The sequence below is a fragment of the Pseudomonas sp. SWRI50 genome (assembly GCF_014269095.1).
Lineage (GTDB): Bacteria > Pseudomonadota > Gammaproteobacteria > Pseudomonadales > Pseudomonadaceae > Aquipseudomonas > Aquipseudomonas kermanshahensis.
This window is the reverse complement of record NZ_JABWRW010000003.1, coordinates 75,405-93,699: the sequence shown is the minus strand read 5'-3', so window position 1 is coordinate 93,699 and position 18,295 is coordinate 75,405. Positions and strand designations below refer to the sequence as shown.

The following is an 18,295-nucleotide window of genomic DNA, read 5'->3' as shown; positions in this document are numbered from 1 at the left end:
GGTGCATAGACCGAGCGCCGCCCGCGCGGCGCATCGCGAGCAACGCTCGCTCCTACGTTTGTTTCGGGCCAATTATTCCTGGGGCAAACGCGCGCGACCGCCTTGTTTGTTCGACGCGATATCGCGCCATGCGCAAAGGCGATCGCGTGCGTCTGTTACAGGTGTTACTGGCCAAAAACAAACGTAGGAGCGAGCGTTGCTCGCGATGCGCCGCGCGGGCGGCGCTCGATCTCACAGGCGCCAAAAATCTACTGGCGAGCCCTCAGCGCGCTGTCAGCTCGATCAGGCAAAAACGCCCCTGAACCTCCAGCCCCAGCAATTCATCGTTCCCCTCAAGCCGCAAGCAGTCATACAAGGCCAGCCGCTGCATCTCACGCCCCGCCATGGCCACCTCGACCTGGCTACTGGCCGCAAACAACAACAGCGTCGACGCCGAGCTGAACAGCCGGTGGGTACCATCGAGCCACTGCAACCGCGCCCGATACCGCTGTGGCGAATAGATCAGGTTGAAATCCCGAATCGCCCCACCTAGCAGCTTGCAACTGACCTGGCTCTCGCCAGCAAACGCAAAGGCATCGAACGGCAACAGCGGCCGACTGGCCTGGCCATCGACCAACAGGCGCATGCCATCGCCCTGCAGCACGGTGATGATCCGCTGGTAACCGGTGAACGACGAGAACCCGCCTGACTCTTCGATATCGGCAATCGACAGACGCCAGCCGAACCCGTCGAGGCCCTCGCCACTGTCGCGGGTGATTTCCTCGGTAAAGCCACCGCCGTTCTTCCACGGCATGCGCGGGTACCCCTGCGCACGCAACACCTGCATCTGGCTCATTTGCTGAAACGTCCTTCAAGGCGATGACGGGAACCGGGGTGGATCAACCGCGCAGCGGTGACCGGCTGGCGACCGGACCAGGTGCGGCGGCGAATCAGCAGGCATGGCTCGCCCCGCTCGATCTGCAGCAACTGGCACTCGTGCGGCTCGGCTAGGATCGCCTCGACCACGTGCTCACCCTCGGTCAACGGGGCGACTTGGGACAAGTAGGCGTAAGGCGTCTGCCGGGTGAAATCCTGCTTGAGGTAATCAGGGGCGATCGCTGCGTTGACGTAGCGGTCCTCGATTTGCACCGGGATGCCATTTTCGTAGTGCACGATCAGCGAATGGAACACCCGCTGGCCTTCGCGCATGTCCAGCGCCAGTGCGCGCTCGGAGCCGGCCGCTTCTTCGGTAAGGGTGATCACCTGGCAGCTATGCTGGTGGCCACGCCCGGCAATTTCGTCGGCGATGTTGTTGACCTCGAACAGCGCCGAGCGGCTCTTGGGCTCGGCGACGAACGTGCCGACCCCTTGCATGCGCACCAGCAAACCTTCGGCCGTGAGCTCACGCAGGGCGCGGTTGATGGTCATGCGGCTGAAGCCCAATTGGCTGACCAGTTCGCTTTCCGAAGGGACCCGGTGATGAGGCGGCCAGCTGCCGTTGTCGATGTGCTGGATGATCATCTGTTTGACCCGCGCGTACAGCGGCGCCGGGCCCTCGCCCATCTGGGCAACCAGCGCGGAGACAGGAGGTGTCGGCACGGCGTTGGATCCTTGTGCGATTGAATGAGCGGTAGCTTGCCGCAGTTTACCCGGCAGGCAAACGCCTGTATATGTATATACAAGTTAACAATAACAGGATTTCACCGATGTCCGCCTACTTCGCCGAACGTGCCCTGCTGCCCAATGGGTGGGCCAGCAATGTCCGAATCGAGGTCGCCAGCGATGGCAACGTGGCCCGTATCGAGCCCGATGCTTCGGCCGAAGGCGCCGAACGGCTGGCCGGCCCGCTGCTGCCGGGCATGCCCAACCTGCATTCCCATGCGTTTCAACGTGCCATGGCAGGGCTGGCGGAAGTGGCGGGCAACCCCAACGACAGCTTCTGGACCTGGCGTGACCTGATGTACCGCCTGGTGGGCCAGATCACCCCGGAGCAACTGCAGGTCATCGCCCGCCAGCTGTATATCGAGATGCTCAAGGCCGGCTACACCTCGGTGGCCGAATTCCATTACGTGCACCACGACCAGGCTGGCAAGGCCTACGCTGACCCTGCCGAACTGTCCCGGCGCATCAGCGCGGCGGCAGCCAGCAGCGGCATTGGCCTGACCCTGCTGCCGGTGCTCTACAGCCACGCCGGTTTCGGCGGCCAGGCTCCGAACGAAGGGCAACGGCGGTTCATCAACTCCACCGAGCAGTACCTGCGCCTGCAGGCACTACTCGCCCCCCTGCTGGCCGCGCAGCCCGCACAGCAACTGGGCCTGTGCTTCCACTCGCTACGGGCGGTCACGCCAGGGCAGATCGCCCATGTGCTGGAGGCTGGCAGCCCGCACAGCCCGGTGCATATCCACATTGCCGAACAACAGAAGGAAGTCGACGACTGCCTGGCCTGGAGCGGCCGCCGCCCGCTGCAGTGGCTGTACGAACATGTCGACGTGAACGCGCGCTGGTGCCTGGTGCATGCCACCCATGCCGAAGCCGATGAAGTTACCGCCATGGCCCGCAGTGGCGCCGTGGCAGGCCTGTGCCTGACCACCGAGGCCAACCTGGGCGACGGTATCTTCCCGGCGGTGGAGTACCTGGCACAAGGTGGGCGCATGGGCATTGGCTCGGACAGCCATGTGTCGCTCAGCGTGGTGGAGGAGCTGCGGTGGCTGGAGTATGGCCAGCGGCTACGCGATCAACGGCGCAACCGGTTGTACCGCAGCGACCAACCGATGGTCGGCCGCACGCTGTATGACGCGGCCTTGAGCGGCGGTGCCCAGGCACTTGGGCAAGCGGTCGGCCAGTTGGCAGTGGGCAAGCGAGCCGATTGGCTGGTGCTCGACGGGCAGGACCCGTACATCGCTACGGCAAAGGACGATGCGATTCTCAACCGCTGGCTGTTCGCGGGCGGCGATCGCCAGGTGCGCGATGTGATGGTCAACGGGCAATGGGTAGTGCGCCAGGGGCGCCATGCGCAGGAAGAGGAAAGCGCGCGAGCGTTCGTCGAGGTTTTGCGTCAACTGCTCAATTGAGGGTAGGCGCAGCCTTGTGCTGCGCCTACCCACACAGCGTGAATGGCATCAATGAGACTTGACGATCTGCTGGTCAGCCGTGCGCCAGATCAGCCGGCTGGTGTCATACCCCTGCTGCCGTGCCTTGGCCAGCAAGCTTTCGCGCTGCCAGGCTGGCAGGCTCGGTGTACGGGACAGGATCCACAGGTATTTGCGGTCCGGGCTGCCGACGATCGCCGTGTGGTAGCGGTCGTCCACGTACAGAATCCAGTACTCGCCTCTCGCCACACCCGGCACCAGGCGCGTGAACCAGTTATCGAACTCGACCCACAGCTTGTCGGTATGCCCCGGCTCCTGGATGTTGGCATGCCCCTCGGCGCGCAGCCATTCGTCACCGATCGTGCGGCAACGATTGAGCACGCCAAACGTGCCGTCCTGCTTCAGGTTGTAATGCGCCTCGGACTGCTCGCAGCCCTCCTGGTAACGCATCGGCAGGCGCGCCAGCTCGTACCATTTGCCCTGGTAGCGCTTGAGGTCGACATTGCCGGCGGTTTTCGGCGCCAGCGGGTCATGTGCAGATGTGGCGCAGCCGCCCAGCAGCATCACCAGGCATAACCCCAGCAGCAGGTGGACACGCCTCATTTGAGGCCCTGCCCTGAATACATCAGTACCTTGTCGGCCGCGTATTGCACGCTGATAAAGCTCTTCTCGTCCCCCCAGGTACAGCTGCTCATGCCCAGTGCGCCAGAGCACTCGGTGGGCGTGCCGAGCAGTTGCTCGACCTCGGCCTTGTTCATACCGGCCTTGAGCTTGGAATAGTTTTCCTGGTTGATCTTGCTGCACGCGGTCAGAACGACGCACAGGGACAACAGGGCGAGGGAACGCAACGACATGAAGGACACTCCTGAACAGGGGATACAGGCGAGTGGCCTGCAGTGACCTTCGACGGGAAAATCCCTCCCTGGTTCCCTGCCCTCCCCCCTTTTCACCTACACCATTGGTCGGCTGGCCAACGGCAGGCACAAAAAAACCGCGCCTGCAGATGCAGGCGCGGTTTTTGTGTCGCGACAGGCCCAGTGGCAATCAGAACCTGGAGCCAGGCTCCAGCAAAAAGTCCATCTCTTCACTGGTGCTCGGCCGCTCCAGCATCAGGTTGCGGTGCGGGAAACGCCCGAACCGGGCAATCACCCGCTGGTGCTGCTCGGCGTAGTCGAGGAACCCCTCGAACAACCGGCGATTGGCCTCCGGTTGCTCGTCCAGCAGCACCTGGTAACGCTCGACGCACAGGTTTTGCCAGTCCAGCACCTCGGCATGCTCCAGCACCAACAGCACGAACACCCGCTGGATCGGCAGCAGCTGGTAATCCCAGGCTTTTTGCAGGCCCTGCATGGCCACCACCTGGGCACGCCGGTCGCCTTCGAAGGCGCGCGGCGTGTCGCGGTAGATCATGCGTGGCAGCTGGTCCAGCAGGATCAGCAGGCCGAGCCAGCCTTGCGGGCTCTGCTGCCACTCATCGAGCCCGCCCGCCAGGGCGTGCTCGACCAAGTCGCCAAACAGCGCCTGGGCCTCGGCATCGTGATGCTTGCCGAACCACAGCGTGCTCTTCTCGTCAGCCACGGCCTGGGGACTGGTACCCCAACCGAACCACCACTCCAGCAACGGCTGCCAAGGTGCGAGCATGACTTACTCCTTGTGATACGCGGTGACGCGCTCGACCTCTTCCTTCGAGCCGAGGATGACCGACACGCGCTGGTGCAGGCTCTCTGGCTTGATGTCGAGGATACGATCGTAACCATTGGTGGATGCGCCGCCCGCCTGCTCGATGATGAACGACATCGGGTTGGCTTCGTACATCAGGCGCAGCTTGCCCGGCTTGCTCGGGTCGCGAGCGTCACGCGGGTACATGAACAGACCGCCACGGGTCAGGATGCGGTGCACGTCGGCGACCATCGAGGCGATCCAACGCATGTTGTAGTTCTTTTTCAGCGGACCGGTTTCACCGGCCAGCAGTTCGTCCACGTAACGCTGTACCGGGGCTTCCCAGTGGCGCTGGTTGGACATGTTGATGGCGAATTCGGCGGTGGTGGCCGGTACCTGGATGTTTTCGTGGGTCAGGACGAAGCTGCCCAGTTCGCGGTCCAGGGTGAAGCCTTTGACGCCATTGCCCAGGGTCAGGATCAGCATGGTCTGCGGGCCGTAGATGGCATAACCGGCAGCAACCTGCTCGGTGCCTGGCTGCAGGAACGCTTCTTCGTTGAGGCTTTCGTTCTGGCTCAGGTACTGATTAGGGCAACGCAGTACCGAGAAGATGGTGCCGACCGAAACGTTGACGTCGATGTTCGACGAGCCGTCCAGCGGGTCGAAGACCAGCAGGTAGGCGCCTTTGGGGTATTTGCCCGGGATCTGGTAGGCGTTGTCCATTTCTTCGGACGCCATGCCGGCCAGGTGGCCGCCCCACTCGTTGGCCTCCAGCAGGATGTCGTTGGAGATAACGTCCAGCTTCTTCTGTACTTCGCCTTGCACGTTTTCGGTGCCCATGCTGCCCAGTACGCCGCCCAGGGCGCCTTTGGACACGTGGTGGCTGATCTCTTTGCACGCGCGCGCCACCACTTCGATCAGGAAGCGCAGATCGGCAGGGGTATTGTTGCTGCGGGTCTGCTCAATCAGATAGCGACTCAGGGTAACGCGGGACATGTATGGCTCCGAAATGGAAAGGGGGAGAAAAACCCCCGCAGTTTACAGGGAGAGTGCGATGCTAGCGAGTGATGAGACTCGCCTGGGCTGTCTGACGGCACAATAGGTCGGTAGTTCAGCCTTTGCCAGGCCGGCTGTCGACTGGGGCCGCGGTGCGCCCCATTCGCGGGCAAGCCCGCCCCTACAGGTTTTGCGCAGCCTTCAAGGCAACGCAGATCCTGTGGGAGCGGGCTTGCCCCGCGAATGGGCCGCACCGCGGCCCCCTGCTCAATCCAGTGCCTTCCAGATCTCCCCCGCATACTCCCGAATGGTCCGGTCCGACGAGAACCAGCCCATCTTTGCCGTGTTCAGCACCGCCATCCGCCACCATTCCTGCGGCGTATGCCACAGCTCCTCGACCCGCCGCTGAGCATCCCAGTAGGCATCGAAATCGGCGCACACCAGGAAGCGGTCATACGCCACCAGCCCATCGATCAACCCGGTATAGCGCGAGGGATCATCCGACGAGAACACCCCGCTGCGAATCGACTGAAGCACGTCGTTCAAGCGGCTCGACTCGGCAATCGCCACACTGGCGCCAAAATCCCCCGCTCGCCGCCGCGCCTCGACCTGCTGCGCCGTCAGGCCAAAGATGAACATGTTGTCGGCCCCCACGTGCTCGCACATCTCGACGTTGGCGCCGTCCAGTGTGCCAATGGTCAGCGCGCCATTGAGGCCGAACTTCATATTGCTGGTACCCGATGCTTCATAGCCGGCCGTGGAGATCTGCTCGGAAAGGTCCGCCGCCGGGATGATGCTTTCGGCCAGGCTGACGTTGTAGTTGGGCAGGAACACCACCTTGAGCAGGCCGCGCACGGTCGGGTCGTTGTTCACCACCCGAGCGATGTCGTTGGCCAATTTGATGATCAGCTTGGCCTGGTGATAGCTGGCCGCAGCCTTGCCGGCGAAAATCTTCACCCTCGGCACCCAGTTGGTGCCCGGGTCGTTGCGTATGGCCTGGTACAAGGCCACGGTGTGCAACAGGTTGAGCAGTTGGCGCTTGTATTCGTGGATGCGCTTGACCTGCACATCGAACAACGCCTCCGGGTTGACCGTCACGCCGATACGGTCCTGGATGATGCTGGCCAGGGCGCGCTTGCTGTGCAGGCGCTGGGCGGCGAATTGCTTGCGGAAGCTGCTCTTGTCGGCAAACGGCACCAGGTTGGCGAGCAACCCTTCCGGGTCATCCTTGAGCTCCGGGCCCAGCGCCTCAACCAGCATTTCGGTCAACTGCGGGTTGGACTGGTACAGCCAGCGCCGGAACGTGATGCCGTTGGTCTTGTTGTTGATCCGCTGCGGGTAGAGCTTGTGCAGCTCGGCGAACACCGTGCTCTTCATCAACTTACTGTGCAGTGCCGACACGCCGTTGACGCTGTGCGACCCCAGAAACGCCAGGTTGCCCATGCGGACCCGGCGGCCGTTTTCTTCCTCGATCAACGACACCGCCCGCAGCACGTCGAAGTCATGCAGACCTTTCGCGCGCAGGGCGTCGATATGGTAGGCGTTGATCAGGTAGATGATCTGCATGTGCCGCGGCAGCATGCGCTCCATCAGCGCCACCGGCCAGGTTTCCAGCGCCTCGGGCAGCAGGGTGTGGTTGGTGTAGGCCAGGGTGCCGACGGTCAGCTCCCAGGCCTTTTCCCACGGGATTTCATGCTGGTCGACCAGCAGGCGCATCAACTCGGCCACGGCAATCGACGGGTGCGTGTCGTTGAGCTGGATGGCCGCCGCATCGGGCAGGTTGAGCAAGTCCTTGTGCATGTTCAGGTGGCGTCGCAGCAGGTCCTGCAGCGAGGCCGAAACGAAGAAGTATTCTTGGCGCAGGCGCAGTTCCTGCCCAGCCTCGGTGCTGTCGGCCGGGTAGAGAACGCGTGAGATGCTCTCGGCACGGGCCACTTCGGCGACCGCGCCCAGATGGTCACCGGCGTTGAAGCGCTCCAGGTGCAGCTCTTCCAGCGCCCGGGCACGCCACAGGCGCAAGGTGTTGACGCTGGCGCCACGCCAGCCGACCACCGGCGTGTCATAGGCCACCGCGCGCACCGTCTCGCCAGGCCACCAGACTTGCCGTTGCTGGCCGTGGGTGTCTTGCACCGTTTCGACGCTGCCGCCGAAACTGATCGGGTAGATCACCTCGGCGCGCTCGAACTCCCAGGGGTTGCCAAAGTCCAGCCAGTTTTCGGTCTGCTCCTGCTGCCAGCCATCGACCACCGCCTGGCGAAACAGGCCGTGCTCGTAGCGGATGCCGTAGCCGTGGGCGGCGATACCCAGGGTCGACATGCTTTCCATGAAACAAGCGGCGAGCCGCCCCAGGCCACCGTTGCCCAGCGCCGCATCCGGCTCGAGCAGGCGGATACGCTCCAGGTCGACATTCAGGCCATCAAGGGCTTCACGGGCGATGTCCAGCAAGCCCAGGTTGCTCAGGCTGTCGTACAGCAGCCGCCCGATGAGAAACTCCAGAGAAAGGTAATACACCCGCTTTTGACTGCGCCGGTAGGCCTGACGGGTGTGGTCCATCCAGTGATCGACCATGTGATCACGCGCGGCCAGGGCAATGGCTTCGAACCAGTCATGGTCGAAGGCATGCTCGGGGTCCTTGCCGACCGCGTAGGTCAGCTTATCCAGTACAGCGGCGCGAAAATCGGCCACCTCGGCGTCACGTGCTTTGGGTTCCTGGGACATGCGGCATCCTCGGGCAAGTTGACGAATACGGAGGGAGAGTGAAGAGACTAGACCCTTCGACAGGGACTTACCGTTCCTGTTCGCAGTTTTCATGCCTGAACACTGAATCAACACCGTGAATCGGGCAAAAGGTTGTTCACAAATTGAACAACTCCGGTATCATCGCGCGCCCCAAGCCCGTGATTCACCCCCATAACGATGAAAACGACCCTGATCGCCGCCGCCGAAGTCGACCGCCTGGAGACTTGGCAGCGCTATGCCAGCCACATGTGCGGTGGCTGCCACTCGACCTGTTGCACCCTGCCGGTGGAGGTGAAGATCAAGGATCTGATCCGCATTGGCGTGGTAGACGAGTTCGAAAAAGACGAACCGCCCAAAAACGTGGCCAAACGCCTGCAGAAGGAAGGCATCATCGAACGCTTCAACCAGAAGTCAGGCATTTTCACCCTGACCCGGATGAGCAACGATGACTGCATGTACCTGGATCGTAAGAGCCGGCTGTGCACCATTTATGACAAGCGCCCGGACACCTGCCGCAACCACCCCAAGGTTGGGCCGCGGCCGGGGTACTGCGCCTATAAGCCTAAAGTGGTTGGGCGTTGACGATCCATCAGAGACCCAATAGACTTTCAACCGTCTTGATGTACACGGAGCTTCCCTCGGGAAGTGTCTAGACGCCGCCACCTGGTTCCGGCCGTGCCGGTTGATGGGATAAGTCCCTAAGGGCATCCGCGATACGACCCCCTTAATTGGGGGTTTCGTATTTCTGCAGCCAGCTAACGCTGCACTGGCCGTCGAATCGGCTCATTTCTCAGCTTCTTCATGATCAACAGCCAGCCCTTTATCTTTTCATGCCGTTTCAGGCGAAGCGGACGATGAGAGGGATGATCAACGTCTCGCACGTAGGCACTTTCAACATATACCTTCAGGCTCCGGGCTGATTCACGACGCAGACTGAAATAGACCTCATAGCGGCTTCCTTCTGGATAGCCAAATTGATGCCCTTCCATGGTCAGCCAGTTGCTATGCCCCGTAAACAGACACTGCCTATCCGCCAGTGATGCCATGATGGTCGGCAGTTGGACGGACAGCCTGTATCGCCCAGCGCAAAACGCCCGGCATATCCCCCTGTGATCTATCAGCAAATGCTCGAGGCCTAGAGCCTCGAAATTCAATTCAGCACCTTGCTTCGGCCCGTAACTGACACAGTGGCTTGAATACTCTATTACCAGCGCCACTTCTTGCGGTTCCTGAGTGGAATGGGCTGGGATAACTACTTGATGCAAGCCGGGACGCAAGTGGAGCAAGCTCCTGGACACTCCCGCAACATCAATATGGCCACGCGCCAAATGCTCCTTCCACCCCCTGCCCTTCATCTTCGGCTCCCTGATTTTTACAAGCAGGCAGCGTACTGGGGCTGTGGTGCATTGCCAAAAACTGCTTAGTTAGCAATTACTTCCGTTGCAACATGGGGCAATAAACGCTCAAACAAAAACGCCCCCGGCCTTTCGACCGGGGGCGTTTTTGTTTAGCCACAGCTAAATCAGCTGTTCTTGGCTTTCTTGGCAGCGCGGGTACGCTCGCTTTCGTCCAGGATCTTCTTGCGAAGACGGATGGACTTCGGCGTGACTTCGCACAGCTCGTCTTCCTGGATGTATTCCAGAGCCTGTTCCAGGGTGAAGCGAACAGGCGGAACCAGGGCGATGACTTCGTCTTTACCCGAAGCACGCATGTTGTCGAGCTTCTTGCCCTTGGTAGGGTTGACGCCCAGGTCGTTGTCGCGGCTGTTCTGGCCGATGATCTGACCGTTGTAGATCTCTTGACCGTGCTCGACAAACAGCTTGCCACGCGCCTGGAGGGTTTCCAGCGAGTAGGTCAGCGCCTTGCCGGTTTCGACCGAAACCAGTACGCCGTTCTGACGGCCGGACATGTGGCCGGACTTCACGGTGTCGTAGCGATCGAAGATCGAGGTCAGGATGCCTGCACCGTTGGTCAGGGTCAGGAACTGGTTACGGAAACCGATCAGACCACGCGCCGGGATGTTGTATTCCAGGCGTACACGGCCCTTGCCATCCGGGACCATGTTGGTCAGGTCGCCTTTACGCAGACCCATCTCTTCCATGACCTTGCCCTGGGCTTCTTCAGGGATGTCGATGGTGACGTTTTCGAACGGTTCCTGCTTCACGCCGTCCACTTCGCGGATGATTACTTCTGGGCGGCCCAGGGCCAGCTCGAAGCCTTCGCGACGCATGGTTTCGATCAGTACCGAGAGGTGCAGCTCACCACGGCCCGAGACCTTGAACTTGTCTGGGGAGTCGGTTTCTTCAACGCGCAGGGCAACGTTGTACAGCAGCTCTTTGTCCAGACGGTCCTTGATGTTACGGCTGGTGACGAACTTGCCTTCCTTGCCGCAGAACGGCGAGTCGTTGACCTGGAAGGTCATCGAAACGGTAGGCTCGTCAACGGTCAGCGGCTTCATCGCCTCAACGGCAGTCGGGTCGCACAGGGTGTCGGAGATGAACAGCTCGTCGAAACCGCTGATGCAGACGATGTCGCCAGCTTGGGCTTCTTCGACATCGACGCGGTGCAGGCCGTGGTGGCCCATCAGCTTGAGGATACGGCCGTTACGCTTCTTGCCGTCAGCGTCGATGGCAACAACCGGGGTGTTCGGCTTGATGCGACCACGGGCAATACGGCCAACACCGATAACACCCAGGAAGCTGTTGTAGTCCAGAGCGGAGATCTGCATCTGGAACGGGCCGTCACGGTCAACAGCTGGCGCTGGAACGTGGTCGATGACAGCCTGGTACAGGGCAGTCATGTCTTCGCCCATTTCGGTGTGGTCCAGACCGGCGATGCCGTTCAGGGCCGAGGCGTAGACGACTTTGAAGTCCAGCTGTTCGTCGGTGGCACCGAGGTTGTCGAACAGGTCGAAGATCTGGTCCAGAACCCAGTCAGGACGCGCGCCCGGGCGGTCAACCTTGTTGATGACAACGATTGGCTTCAGGCCAGCTTCGAAGGCCTTTTTGGTCACGAAGCGGGTTTGCGGCATCGGGCCGTCTTGAGCGTCGACCAGCAGCAGCACGGAGTCGACCATCGACATTACACGCTCAACCTCGCCACCGAAGTCGGCGTGGCCGGGGGTGTCGACGATGTTGATGTGGTAGCCGTTCCAGTTGATGGCGGTGTTTTTCGCCAGAATGGTAATACCGCGCTCTTTTTCCTGGTCGTTGGAGTCCATGACGCGCTCGTCGTTGAGCTCGTTACGCTCCAGAGTGCCGGACTGACGCAGGAGTTTGTCGACCAACGTGGTTTTACCATGGTCAACGTGGGCGATGATGGCGATGTTACGCAGATTTTCGATCACAAGTGTATCTCGATCAGAGGATTCGGTTGCCGCCTAGTCTAGGCGACCAATATGTAAGGTATAAGGCTCAGCAGGCCCGGTGGTCGGGAGGGCGATGGCGGATGCTGCCGCCATACAGCCCTGGCGTCTTATGCCGGACGATAAACACGCACATTGGCATGTCCCTCACTGAGCAGGTGGTGTGCGTGCAGTCGGCTCATCACACCCTTGTCGCAATACAGCAGGTACTGGCGTGTTTCATCCAGCTGCTTGAAGCGACTATTAATTGCATAAAATGGCATCACCTGGACTTCGATGCCCTCGATCACCAGGGGTTCGTCTTCCTGGGCATCGGGGTGACGGATGTCGATGACGATCTGGCCAGGCAGCGCTTCGCGCACTTCTTCCACCTCGACGTCCTTGCCCAACTCGTCGATCACGTGGTCGATCGAGATGAACTTGGCGCGTTCGAGAGCGCGCTCCAGCACGGCCATGTCGAATTGCTTCTCTTCATGCTCCATGCGGTGACGCTTGGCGTGGGTGGTCGGGTTTACCGAGATCACGCCGCAGTATTCAGGCATGTGCTTGGCGAAGTCGGCGGTGCCGATTTCGGTGGCCTGGTCGATGATGTCCTGCTTGTGGCTGGCCAGCAGCGGGCGCAGCACCAGCTTGTCGGTCGCCGAGTCGATGATCGACAGGTTCGGCAGGGTCTGGCTGGAGACCTGGGAAATTGCCTCGCCGGTGACCAGCGCGTCGATCTGCAGGCGGTCGGCCATATGGGCGGCGCCGCGCAACATCATGCGCTTGAGGGTCACGCCCATGTAGCTGTTGTCGACCTTGTTGAGGATCTCGCCGACCACTTCTTCGAACGGCACGCTGATGAACAGCACGCGCTGGCTGCTGCCGTACTTTTTCCACAGGTAGTGGGCAACTTCCATCACCCCCAGTTCGTGGGCACGCCCGCCGAGGTTGAAGAAGCAGAAGTGGGTCATCAGGCCACGGCGCATCATCTGGTAGGCCGCCACGGTGGAGTCGAAGCCACCGGACATCAGTACCAGGGTTTGCTCCAGGGCGCCCAGCGGATAGCCGCCGATGCCCTGGTGCTGGTTGTGGATCACGTACAGGCGCTGGTTGCGAATTTCGATGCGCACCAGCACTTCCGGGTTCTTCAGCTCGATGCCGGCGGCGCCGCACTGCTGACGCAGTTGGCTGCCGACGTAGCGGTCGACGTCCATCGACGTGAAGTCGTGGTGGCCGCCGCGCTTGCAGCGCACGGCGAAGTGCTTGCCCGCCAGCAGGTGACCGAAGTGCTGCTTGCACTTCTCGACGATGTCGTCGAAGTCGCCGAGCGGGTATTCCTCGACCTGCAGGAAGTGGGTGATACCCGGCGTGCAGGTGAGGCGCTCGATCATCTCGCGCTGGACCTTCTCGTCTTCGACGCGGGTGACCACTTCGAGATTGTCCCAGACACCATCGACCGCGAGCTCAGGATCCAGATCCTTGAGCACGTTGCGGATGTTCTTGCCGAGCTGACGGATGAAGCGCTTGCGCACCGGCCGGCTCTTGATGGTGATTTCTGGGAAGACTTTGACGATAAGTTTCATTGGTTAACAGCGCGCGCAGGGCCTGCCGAAAATGAGGGGCGCGAATTATATCGGAAATTGCTCAGGATTTGACCAACTTTTGATCAGAAGCTTTGAGATAAATGCAAGGCCGGGGTTTTGGGGTGCCTGTTCCGGCCCTTTCGCGGGCAAGCCCGCTCCCACAGTGACCGCGCAAGCTTCAAAGATCACAGCCTACCTGTGGGAGCGGGCTTGCCCGCGAAGAGGCCCTCGAAACAGGCACGCAACACACTCAATGCACCTTATTGGTGCAAGCACAGCAAAAATCGCATCTTAACAGTGCAACCCTCCCTGCCAACCCAGCGCCAGATGCCCGCAAACGCCCTCTTTTATCCCGCCCTCGCCATTTTCGGGCACTGGCATGCAATTTGCTCCCTTGTGAGGCAGGTAAGCTTGGCCGACTATCCGCGCCCGGCAACACCCTTTTTCCAGGGCAGCGGCCCACCGCGCTCTAGACCATCCGGAGGACAACATGTCGAAGTCGGTTCAACTCATCAAAGATCATGACGTCAAGTGGATTGATCTGCGTTTCACGGACACCAAAGGCATTCAGCACCACGTGACCATGCCGGCGCGTGATGGCCTGGACGAAGATTTCTTCGAAGTCGGCAAGATGTTCGACGGTTCCTCCATCGCTGGCTGGAAAGGCATCGAAGCCTCCGACATGATCCTGATGCCGGTCGATGACACCGCCGTGCTGGACCCGTTCACCGAAGAGCCGACCCTGATCATCACCTGCGACATCGTCGACCCGTCGAGCATGCAGGGCTACGATCGCGACCCACGCGGCATCGCCAAGCGCGCCGAAGAGTACCTGAAGAGCACCGGCATCGGTGACACTGTATTCGCCGGCCCAGAGCCTGAGTTCTTCATCTTCGACGAAGTAAAGTTCCAGTCGGACATCTCCGGCTCGATGTTCAAGATCTTCTCCGAGCAAGGCTCGTGGATGACTGGCGCTGACGTGGAAGGCGGCAACAAAGGCCACCGTCCTGGCGTCAAAGGCGGCTACTTCCCAGTTCCGCCGTTCGACCACGACCACGAAATCCGTACTGCCATGTGCAACGCACTGGAAGAAATGGGTCAGACCGTTGAAGTTCACCACCACGAAGTGGCGACTGCCGGCCAGAACGAAATCGGCGTCAAGTTCAACACCCTGGTGAAGAAAGCTGACGAAGTACAGGCCCTGAAGTACGTCGTGCACAACGTTGCCGACGCCTACGGCCGTACCGCCACCTTCATGCCGAAGCCACTGTACGGCGACAACGGCTCGGGCATGCACGTGCACATGTCGATCTGGAAAGACGGCAAGAACACCTTCTCGGGTGAAGGCTATGCCGGCCTGTCCGACACCGCCCTGTACTTCATCGGCGGTATCATCAAGCACGGTAAGGCCCTGAACGGCTTCACCAACCCGTCGACCAACTCCTACAAGCGTCTGGTCCCAGGCTTCGAAGCCCCGGTGATGCTGGCCTACTCGGCGCGCAACCGTTCCGCCTCGATCCGTATTCCGTACGTCGGCAGCCCGAAAGCCCGCCGTATCGAAGCGCGCTTCCCGGACCCATCGGCCAACCCGTACCTGGCCTTCGCGGCCCTGCTGATGGCTGGCCTGGACGGCATCCAGAACAAGATCCACCCAGGCGATGCTGCCGACAAGAACCTGTACGACCTGCCGCCTGAAGAGGCGAAAGACATCCCGCAGGTCTGCGGCAGCCTGAAAGAGGCCCTGGAAGAGCTGGATAAAGGCCGTGCGTTCCTGACCAAGGGCGGCGTGTTCTCCGACGACTTCATCGATGCCTTCATCGAGCTGAAGAGCGAAGAAGAGATCAAAGTCCGTACCTTCGTGCACCCGCTGGAATACGAGCTGTACTACAGCTGCTGATCTGATCGGCGCCTGGCGCCGATGACGTGATCAAGACGGCCTCCTTCGGGAGGCCGTTTTTGTTTCTGCCCACGCAGAACCCTCGCCACTCCCGCTATGCTCTATCTTGGTGCACAACTGCCAGCCGTGCCCCTATTTGCTCCCCAATCTGGGTCAAGTAAAACGTTTCATCCAGAGTTTCTGATCCGAAACTGCGCAGATACAGGCCTTTATGGGCAAATCTCGCTTCTTTTCGGAGCTTTGGTTTGTTTCTTGCATTTTCCTGGTATCAGCGGATCCACAGCGCGCCCAGCTCTGGCCACCTAGTGCCAGGCAAGCGCCAAAAGAGGTCAACGACGCCTTATGACCATCAGCGATGCACAGCACCGTCTGCTTCTGGACAACCTGACCACCGCCACGCTCCTGCTGAACGCCGAGCTGCGCCTGGAATACATGAACCCGGCGGCAGAAATGCTGTTGGCCGTCAGTGGCCAGCGCAGCCATGGGCAGTTCATCAGCGAGCTGTTCACCGAGTCGACCGAAGCGCTCAGCTCGCTGCGCCAGGCGGTGGAGCAGGCGCACCCGTTCACCAAGCGCGAGGCGCAGCTGACCTCGCTGACCGGGCAGACCATCACCGTCGACTACGCTGTCACGCCGATTCTGCACCAGGGCCAGACCCTGCTGCTGCTCGAGGTGCACCCGCGCGATCGGCTGCTGCGCATCACCAAGGAAGAAGCCCAGCTGAGCAAGCAGGAAACCACCAAGATGCTGGTGCGTGGCCTGGCCCACGAGATCAAGAACCCGCTCGGAGGCATCCGCGGCGCGGCGCAGCTGTTGGCCCGCGAGCTGCCTGAAGAAGGCCTGCGCGACTACACCAACGTGATCATCGAAGAGGCCGACCGCCTGCGCAACCTGGTCGACCGCATGCTGGGCTCGAACAAACTGCCCTCGCTGGCCATGACCAATATCCACGAAGTGCTGGAACGGGTCTGCAGCCTGGTGGACGCCGAAAGCCAGGGCTGCATCACGTTGGTGCGCGACTACGACCCAAGCCTGCCGGATGTGCTGATCGACCGTGAGCAGATGATCCAGGCGGTGCTGAACATCGTGCGCAACGCCATGCAGGCGATCAGCTCGCAGAACGAACTGCGCCTGGGCCGCATCACCCTGCGCAGCCGTGCGCTGCGCCAGTTCACCATTGGCCATGTGCGCCACCGGCTGGTGGCACGCGTCGAGATCATCGACAACGGCCCGGGCATCCCGTCGGAACTGCAAGACACCCTTTTCTATCCCATGGTCAGCGGGCGCCCAGACGGTACCGGGCTGGGCCTGGCCATCACCCAGAACATCATCAGCCAGCACCAGGGCCTGATCGAGTGTGAAAGCCACGCGGGCCATACCGCCTTCTCGATTTACCTGCCTCTGGAACAAGGAGCCACCGCCTCATGAGCCGAAGTGAAACCGTATGGATCGTCGACGATGATCGCTCCATCCGCTGGGTCCTGGAAAAAGCCCTGCAACAGGAAGGCATGACCACCCAGAGCTTCGACAGCGCTGATGGCGTGATGGGCCGCCTGGCCCGCCAGCAACCGGATGTAATCATTTCCGACATCCGCATGCCGGGTACCAGCGGCCTTGACCTGCTGGCCCAGATCCGCGAACAACACCCGCGTCTGCCGGTCATCATCATGACCGCTCACTCCGACCTCGACAGTGCCGTGGCGTCCTACCAGGGCGGCGCCTTCGAGTACCTGCCCAAGCCGTTCGACGTGGACGAGGCAGTGTCGCTGGTCAAGCGCGCCAACCAGCATGCCCAGGAGCAGCAAGGCCTCGATGTGCCACAAGCTTTGGCCCGCACGCCAGAGATCATCGGCGAAGCGCCGGCGATGCAGGAGGTGTTCCGCGCCATCGGTCGCCTGAGCCACTCCAACATCACGGTACTGATCAACGGTGAGTCCGGCACCGGCAAAGAGCTGGTGGCGCATGCGTTGCACCGCCACAGCCCGCGTGCGGCGTCACCGTTCATTGCCCTGAACATGGCAGCCATCCCCAAGGACCTGATGGAGTCCGAGCTGTTCGGCCACGAGAAAGGCGCCTTTACCGGTGCGGCCAACCTGCGCCGCGGCCGCTTCGAGCAGGCCGATGGCGGTACGTTGTTCCTCGACGAGATCGGCGACATGCCCGCCGACACCCAAACCCGCCTGCTGCGGGTGCTGGCCGATGGCGAGTTCTACCGGGTGGGTGGCCACGTGCCGGTCAAGGTGGATGTGCGCATCATTGCCGCCACCCACCAGAACCTGGAGTCGTTGGTGCAGGCTGGCAAGTTCCGCGAGGACTTGTTCCACCGGCTCAATGTGATCCGCATCCACATTCCGCGCCTGGCCGACCGCCGCGAAGATATCCCTGCGCTCGCCCGCCACTTCCTCGCCCGCGCCGCGCAGGAGCTGGCGGTGGAGCCAAAACTGCTGAAGCCGGAAACCGAAGAGTTCATCCGCAACCTGCCGTGGCCGGGCAACGTGCGGCAGATGGAAAACACCTGCCGCTGGATCACCGTGATGGCGTCCAGCCGTGAAGTGCTGATCGGTGACTTGCCACCCGAGTTGCTCAACCTGCCGCAGGACGCCGCCCCCGTGACCAACTGGGAACAGGCGCTGCGCCAGTGGGCGGACCAGGCGCTGGCCCGTGGTCAATCGAACCTGCTCGACAGTGCGGTGCCCAGTTTCGAACGGATCATGATCGAGACCGCCCTCAAGCACACTGCCGGGCGGCGTCGGGATGCGGCGTTGTTACTGGGCTGGGGGCGCAATACCTTGACCCGCAAGATCAAGGAGCTGGGGATGAATGTCGCCGGCGGCGATGAGGATGACAGCGAAGACCATTGAGGCATACACAGGTCATTGAATACTGGGGCTGCTTTGCAGCCCTTTCGCGGCACAAGGCCGCTCCTACAGGTCCGCGCTTACCTTGAATCCAGCGCGGGCCTGTAGGAGCGGCCTTGTGCCGCGAAAGGGCCGCAAAGCGGCCCCAA

At 61.4% G+C, this 18,295-nt stretch carries 15 protein-coding genes; 5 read left to right on the top strand and 10 right to left on the bottom strand.

Features of this window, described 5'->3' with window-relative positions; all coding sequences use genetic code 11:
* Nucleotides 1-262: 262 nt before the first annotated feature.
* Complete coding sequence (locus HU750_RS04305; RefSeq protein ID WP_186677174.1) at nucleotides 263-835, bottom strand: HutD/Ves family protein; 573 nt, start codon at nucleotides 833-835, stop codon at nucleotides 263-265.
* On the bottom strand, nucleotides 832-1,542 hold the full coding sequence (gene hutC / locus HU750_RS04300) for a histidine utilization transcriptional repressor HutC (protein ID WP_172960436.1): 711 nt from the start codon (nucleotides 1,540-1,542) through the stop codon (nucleotides 832-834). Before hutC ends, HU750_RS04305 begins: the two co-directional genes overlap by 4 nt.
* A gap of 143 nt (nucleotides 1,543-1,685) precedes the next feature.
* On the opposite strand from hutC, the gene HU750_RS04295 reads away from it, so the two are divergent.
* Complete coding sequence (locus HU750_RS04295; RefSeq protein ID WP_186677172.1) at nucleotides 1,686-3,050, top strand: formimidoylglutamate deiminase; 1,365 nt, start codon at nucleotides 1,686-1,688, stop codon at nucleotides 3,048-3,050.
* Nucleotides 3,051-3,098: 48 nt separating this feature from the next.
* Here the strand turns inward: HU750_RS04295 and HU750_RS04290 are convergent, their stop codons facing one another.
* The 5 genes from HU750_RS04290 to HU750_RS04270 form a co-directional block, all read right to left on the bottom strand.
* The gene (locus HU750_RS04290; RefSeq protein WP_186677171.1) at nucleotides 3,099-3,671 is read right to left on the bottom strand and encodes a lipocalin family protein; all 573 of its coding nucleotides are present in this window, start codon (nucleotides 3,669-3,671) and stop codon (nucleotides 3,099-3,101) included.
* Nucleotides 3,668-3,922 carry an outer membrane protein assembly factor BamE domain-containing protein gene (gene bamE, locus HU750_RS04285; protein ID WP_079230016.1) on the bottom strand — a complete coding sequence of 85 codons (255 nt, stop codon included), beginning with the start codon at nucleotides 3,920-3,922 and terminating at the stop codon, nucleotides 3,668-3,670. Before bamE ends, HU750_RS04290 begins: the two co-directional genes overlap by 4 nt.
* Nucleotides 3,923-4,112: 190 nt before the next feature.
* Entirely contained in the window at nucleotides 4,113-4,709 is a 597-nt protein-coding gene (locus HU750_RS04280) for a DUF924 family protein (protein WP_186677170.1), read from the bottom strand.
* 3 nt (nucleotides 4,710-4,712) lie between these two features.
* Complete coding sequence (locus tag HU750_RS04275) at nucleotides 4,713-5,723, bottom strand: class 1 fructose-bisphosphatase (RefSeq protein ID WP_027592388.1); 1,011 nt, start codon at nucleotides 5,721-5,723, stop codon at nucleotides 4,713-4,715.
* Nucleotides 5,724-5,990: 267 nt separating this feature from the next.
* On the bottom strand, nucleotides 5,991-8,441 hold the full coding sequence (locus HU750_RS04270) for a glycogen/starch/alpha-glucan phosphorylase (RefSeq protein WP_186677169.1): 2,451 nt from the start codon (nucleotides 8,439-8,441) through the stop codon (nucleotides 5,991-5,993).
* 198 nt (nucleotides 8,442-8,639) lie between these two features.
* Here HU750_RS04270 and HU750_RS04265 point away from each other — a divergent pair, with 198 nt between their 5' ends.
* The gene (locus HU750_RS04265; protein WP_016712459.1) at nucleotides 8,640-9,044 is read left to right on the top strand and encodes a YkgJ family cysteine cluster protein; all 405 of its coding nucleotides are present in this window, start codon (nucleotides 8,640-8,642) and stop codon (nucleotides 9,042-9,044) included.
* A 173-nt stretch (nucleotides 9,045-9,217) separates the two neighbouring features.
* Here HU750_RS04265 and HU750_RS04260 read toward each other — a convergent pair whose 3' ends face one another.
* From HU750_RS04260 to thiI, 3 genes are all read right to left on the bottom strand, one after another.
* Nucleotides 9,218-9,817 (bottom strand): YjaZ family protein, encoded by a 600-nt coding sequence (locus HU750_RS04260; protein ID WP_514132416.1) that lies wholly within the window; start codon nucleotides 9,815-9,817, stop codon nucleotides 9,218-9,220.
* A gap of 167 nt (nucleotides 9,818-9,984) precedes the next feature.
* The gene (gene typA, locus HU750_RS04255) at nucleotides 9,985-11,808 is read right to left on the bottom strand and encodes a translational GTPase TypA (protein WP_027592386.1); all 1,824 of its coding nucleotides are present in this window, start codon (nucleotides 11,806-11,808) and stop codon (nucleotides 9,985-9,987) included.
* A 128-nt stretch (nucleotides 11,809-11,936) separates the two neighbouring features.
* The gene (gene thiI / locus HU750_RS04250) at nucleotides 11,937-13,391 is read right to left on the bottom strand and encodes a tRNA uracil 4-sulfurtransferase ThiI (RefSeq protein ID WP_027592385.1); all 1,455 of its coding nucleotides are present in this window, start codon (nucleotides 13,389-13,391) and stop codon (nucleotides 11,937-11,939) included.
* Between the two features lie 490 nt (nucleotides 13,392-13,881).
* Here thiI and glnA point away from each other — a divergent pair, with 490 nt between their 5' ends.
* The 3 genes from glnA to ntrC all read left to right on the top strand — a co-directional run bounded on the left by glnA (nucleotide 13,882) and on the right by ntrC (nucleotide 18,149).
* Nucleotides 13,882-15,288, top strand: coding sequence for a type I glutamate--ammonia ligase (gene glnA, locus HU750_RS04245; protein ID WP_008095432.1), 1,407 nt, complete (start codon nucleotides 13,882-13,884; stop codon nucleotides 15,286-15,288).
* 342 nt (nucleotides 15,289-15,630) lie between these two features.
* Nucleotides 15,631-16,716: a nitrogen regulation protein NR(II) gene (gene glnL, locus HU750_RS04240; RefSeq protein ID WP_027592384.1), complete on the top strand. Its 1,086-nt coding sequence runs from the start codon at nucleotides 15,631-15,633 to the stop codon at nucleotides 16,714-16,716.
* Nucleotides 16,713-18,149 carry a nitrogen regulation protein NR(I) gene (gene ntrC / locus HU750_RS04235; protein WP_027592383.1) on the top strand — a complete coding sequence of 479 codons (1,437 nt, stop codon included), beginning with the start codon at nucleotides 16,713-16,715 and terminating at the stop codon, nucleotides 18,147-18,149. The genes glnL and ntrC overlap by 4 nt, the downstream gene beginning before the upstream one ends.
* Nucleotides 18,150-18,295 lie beyond the last annotated feature (146 nt).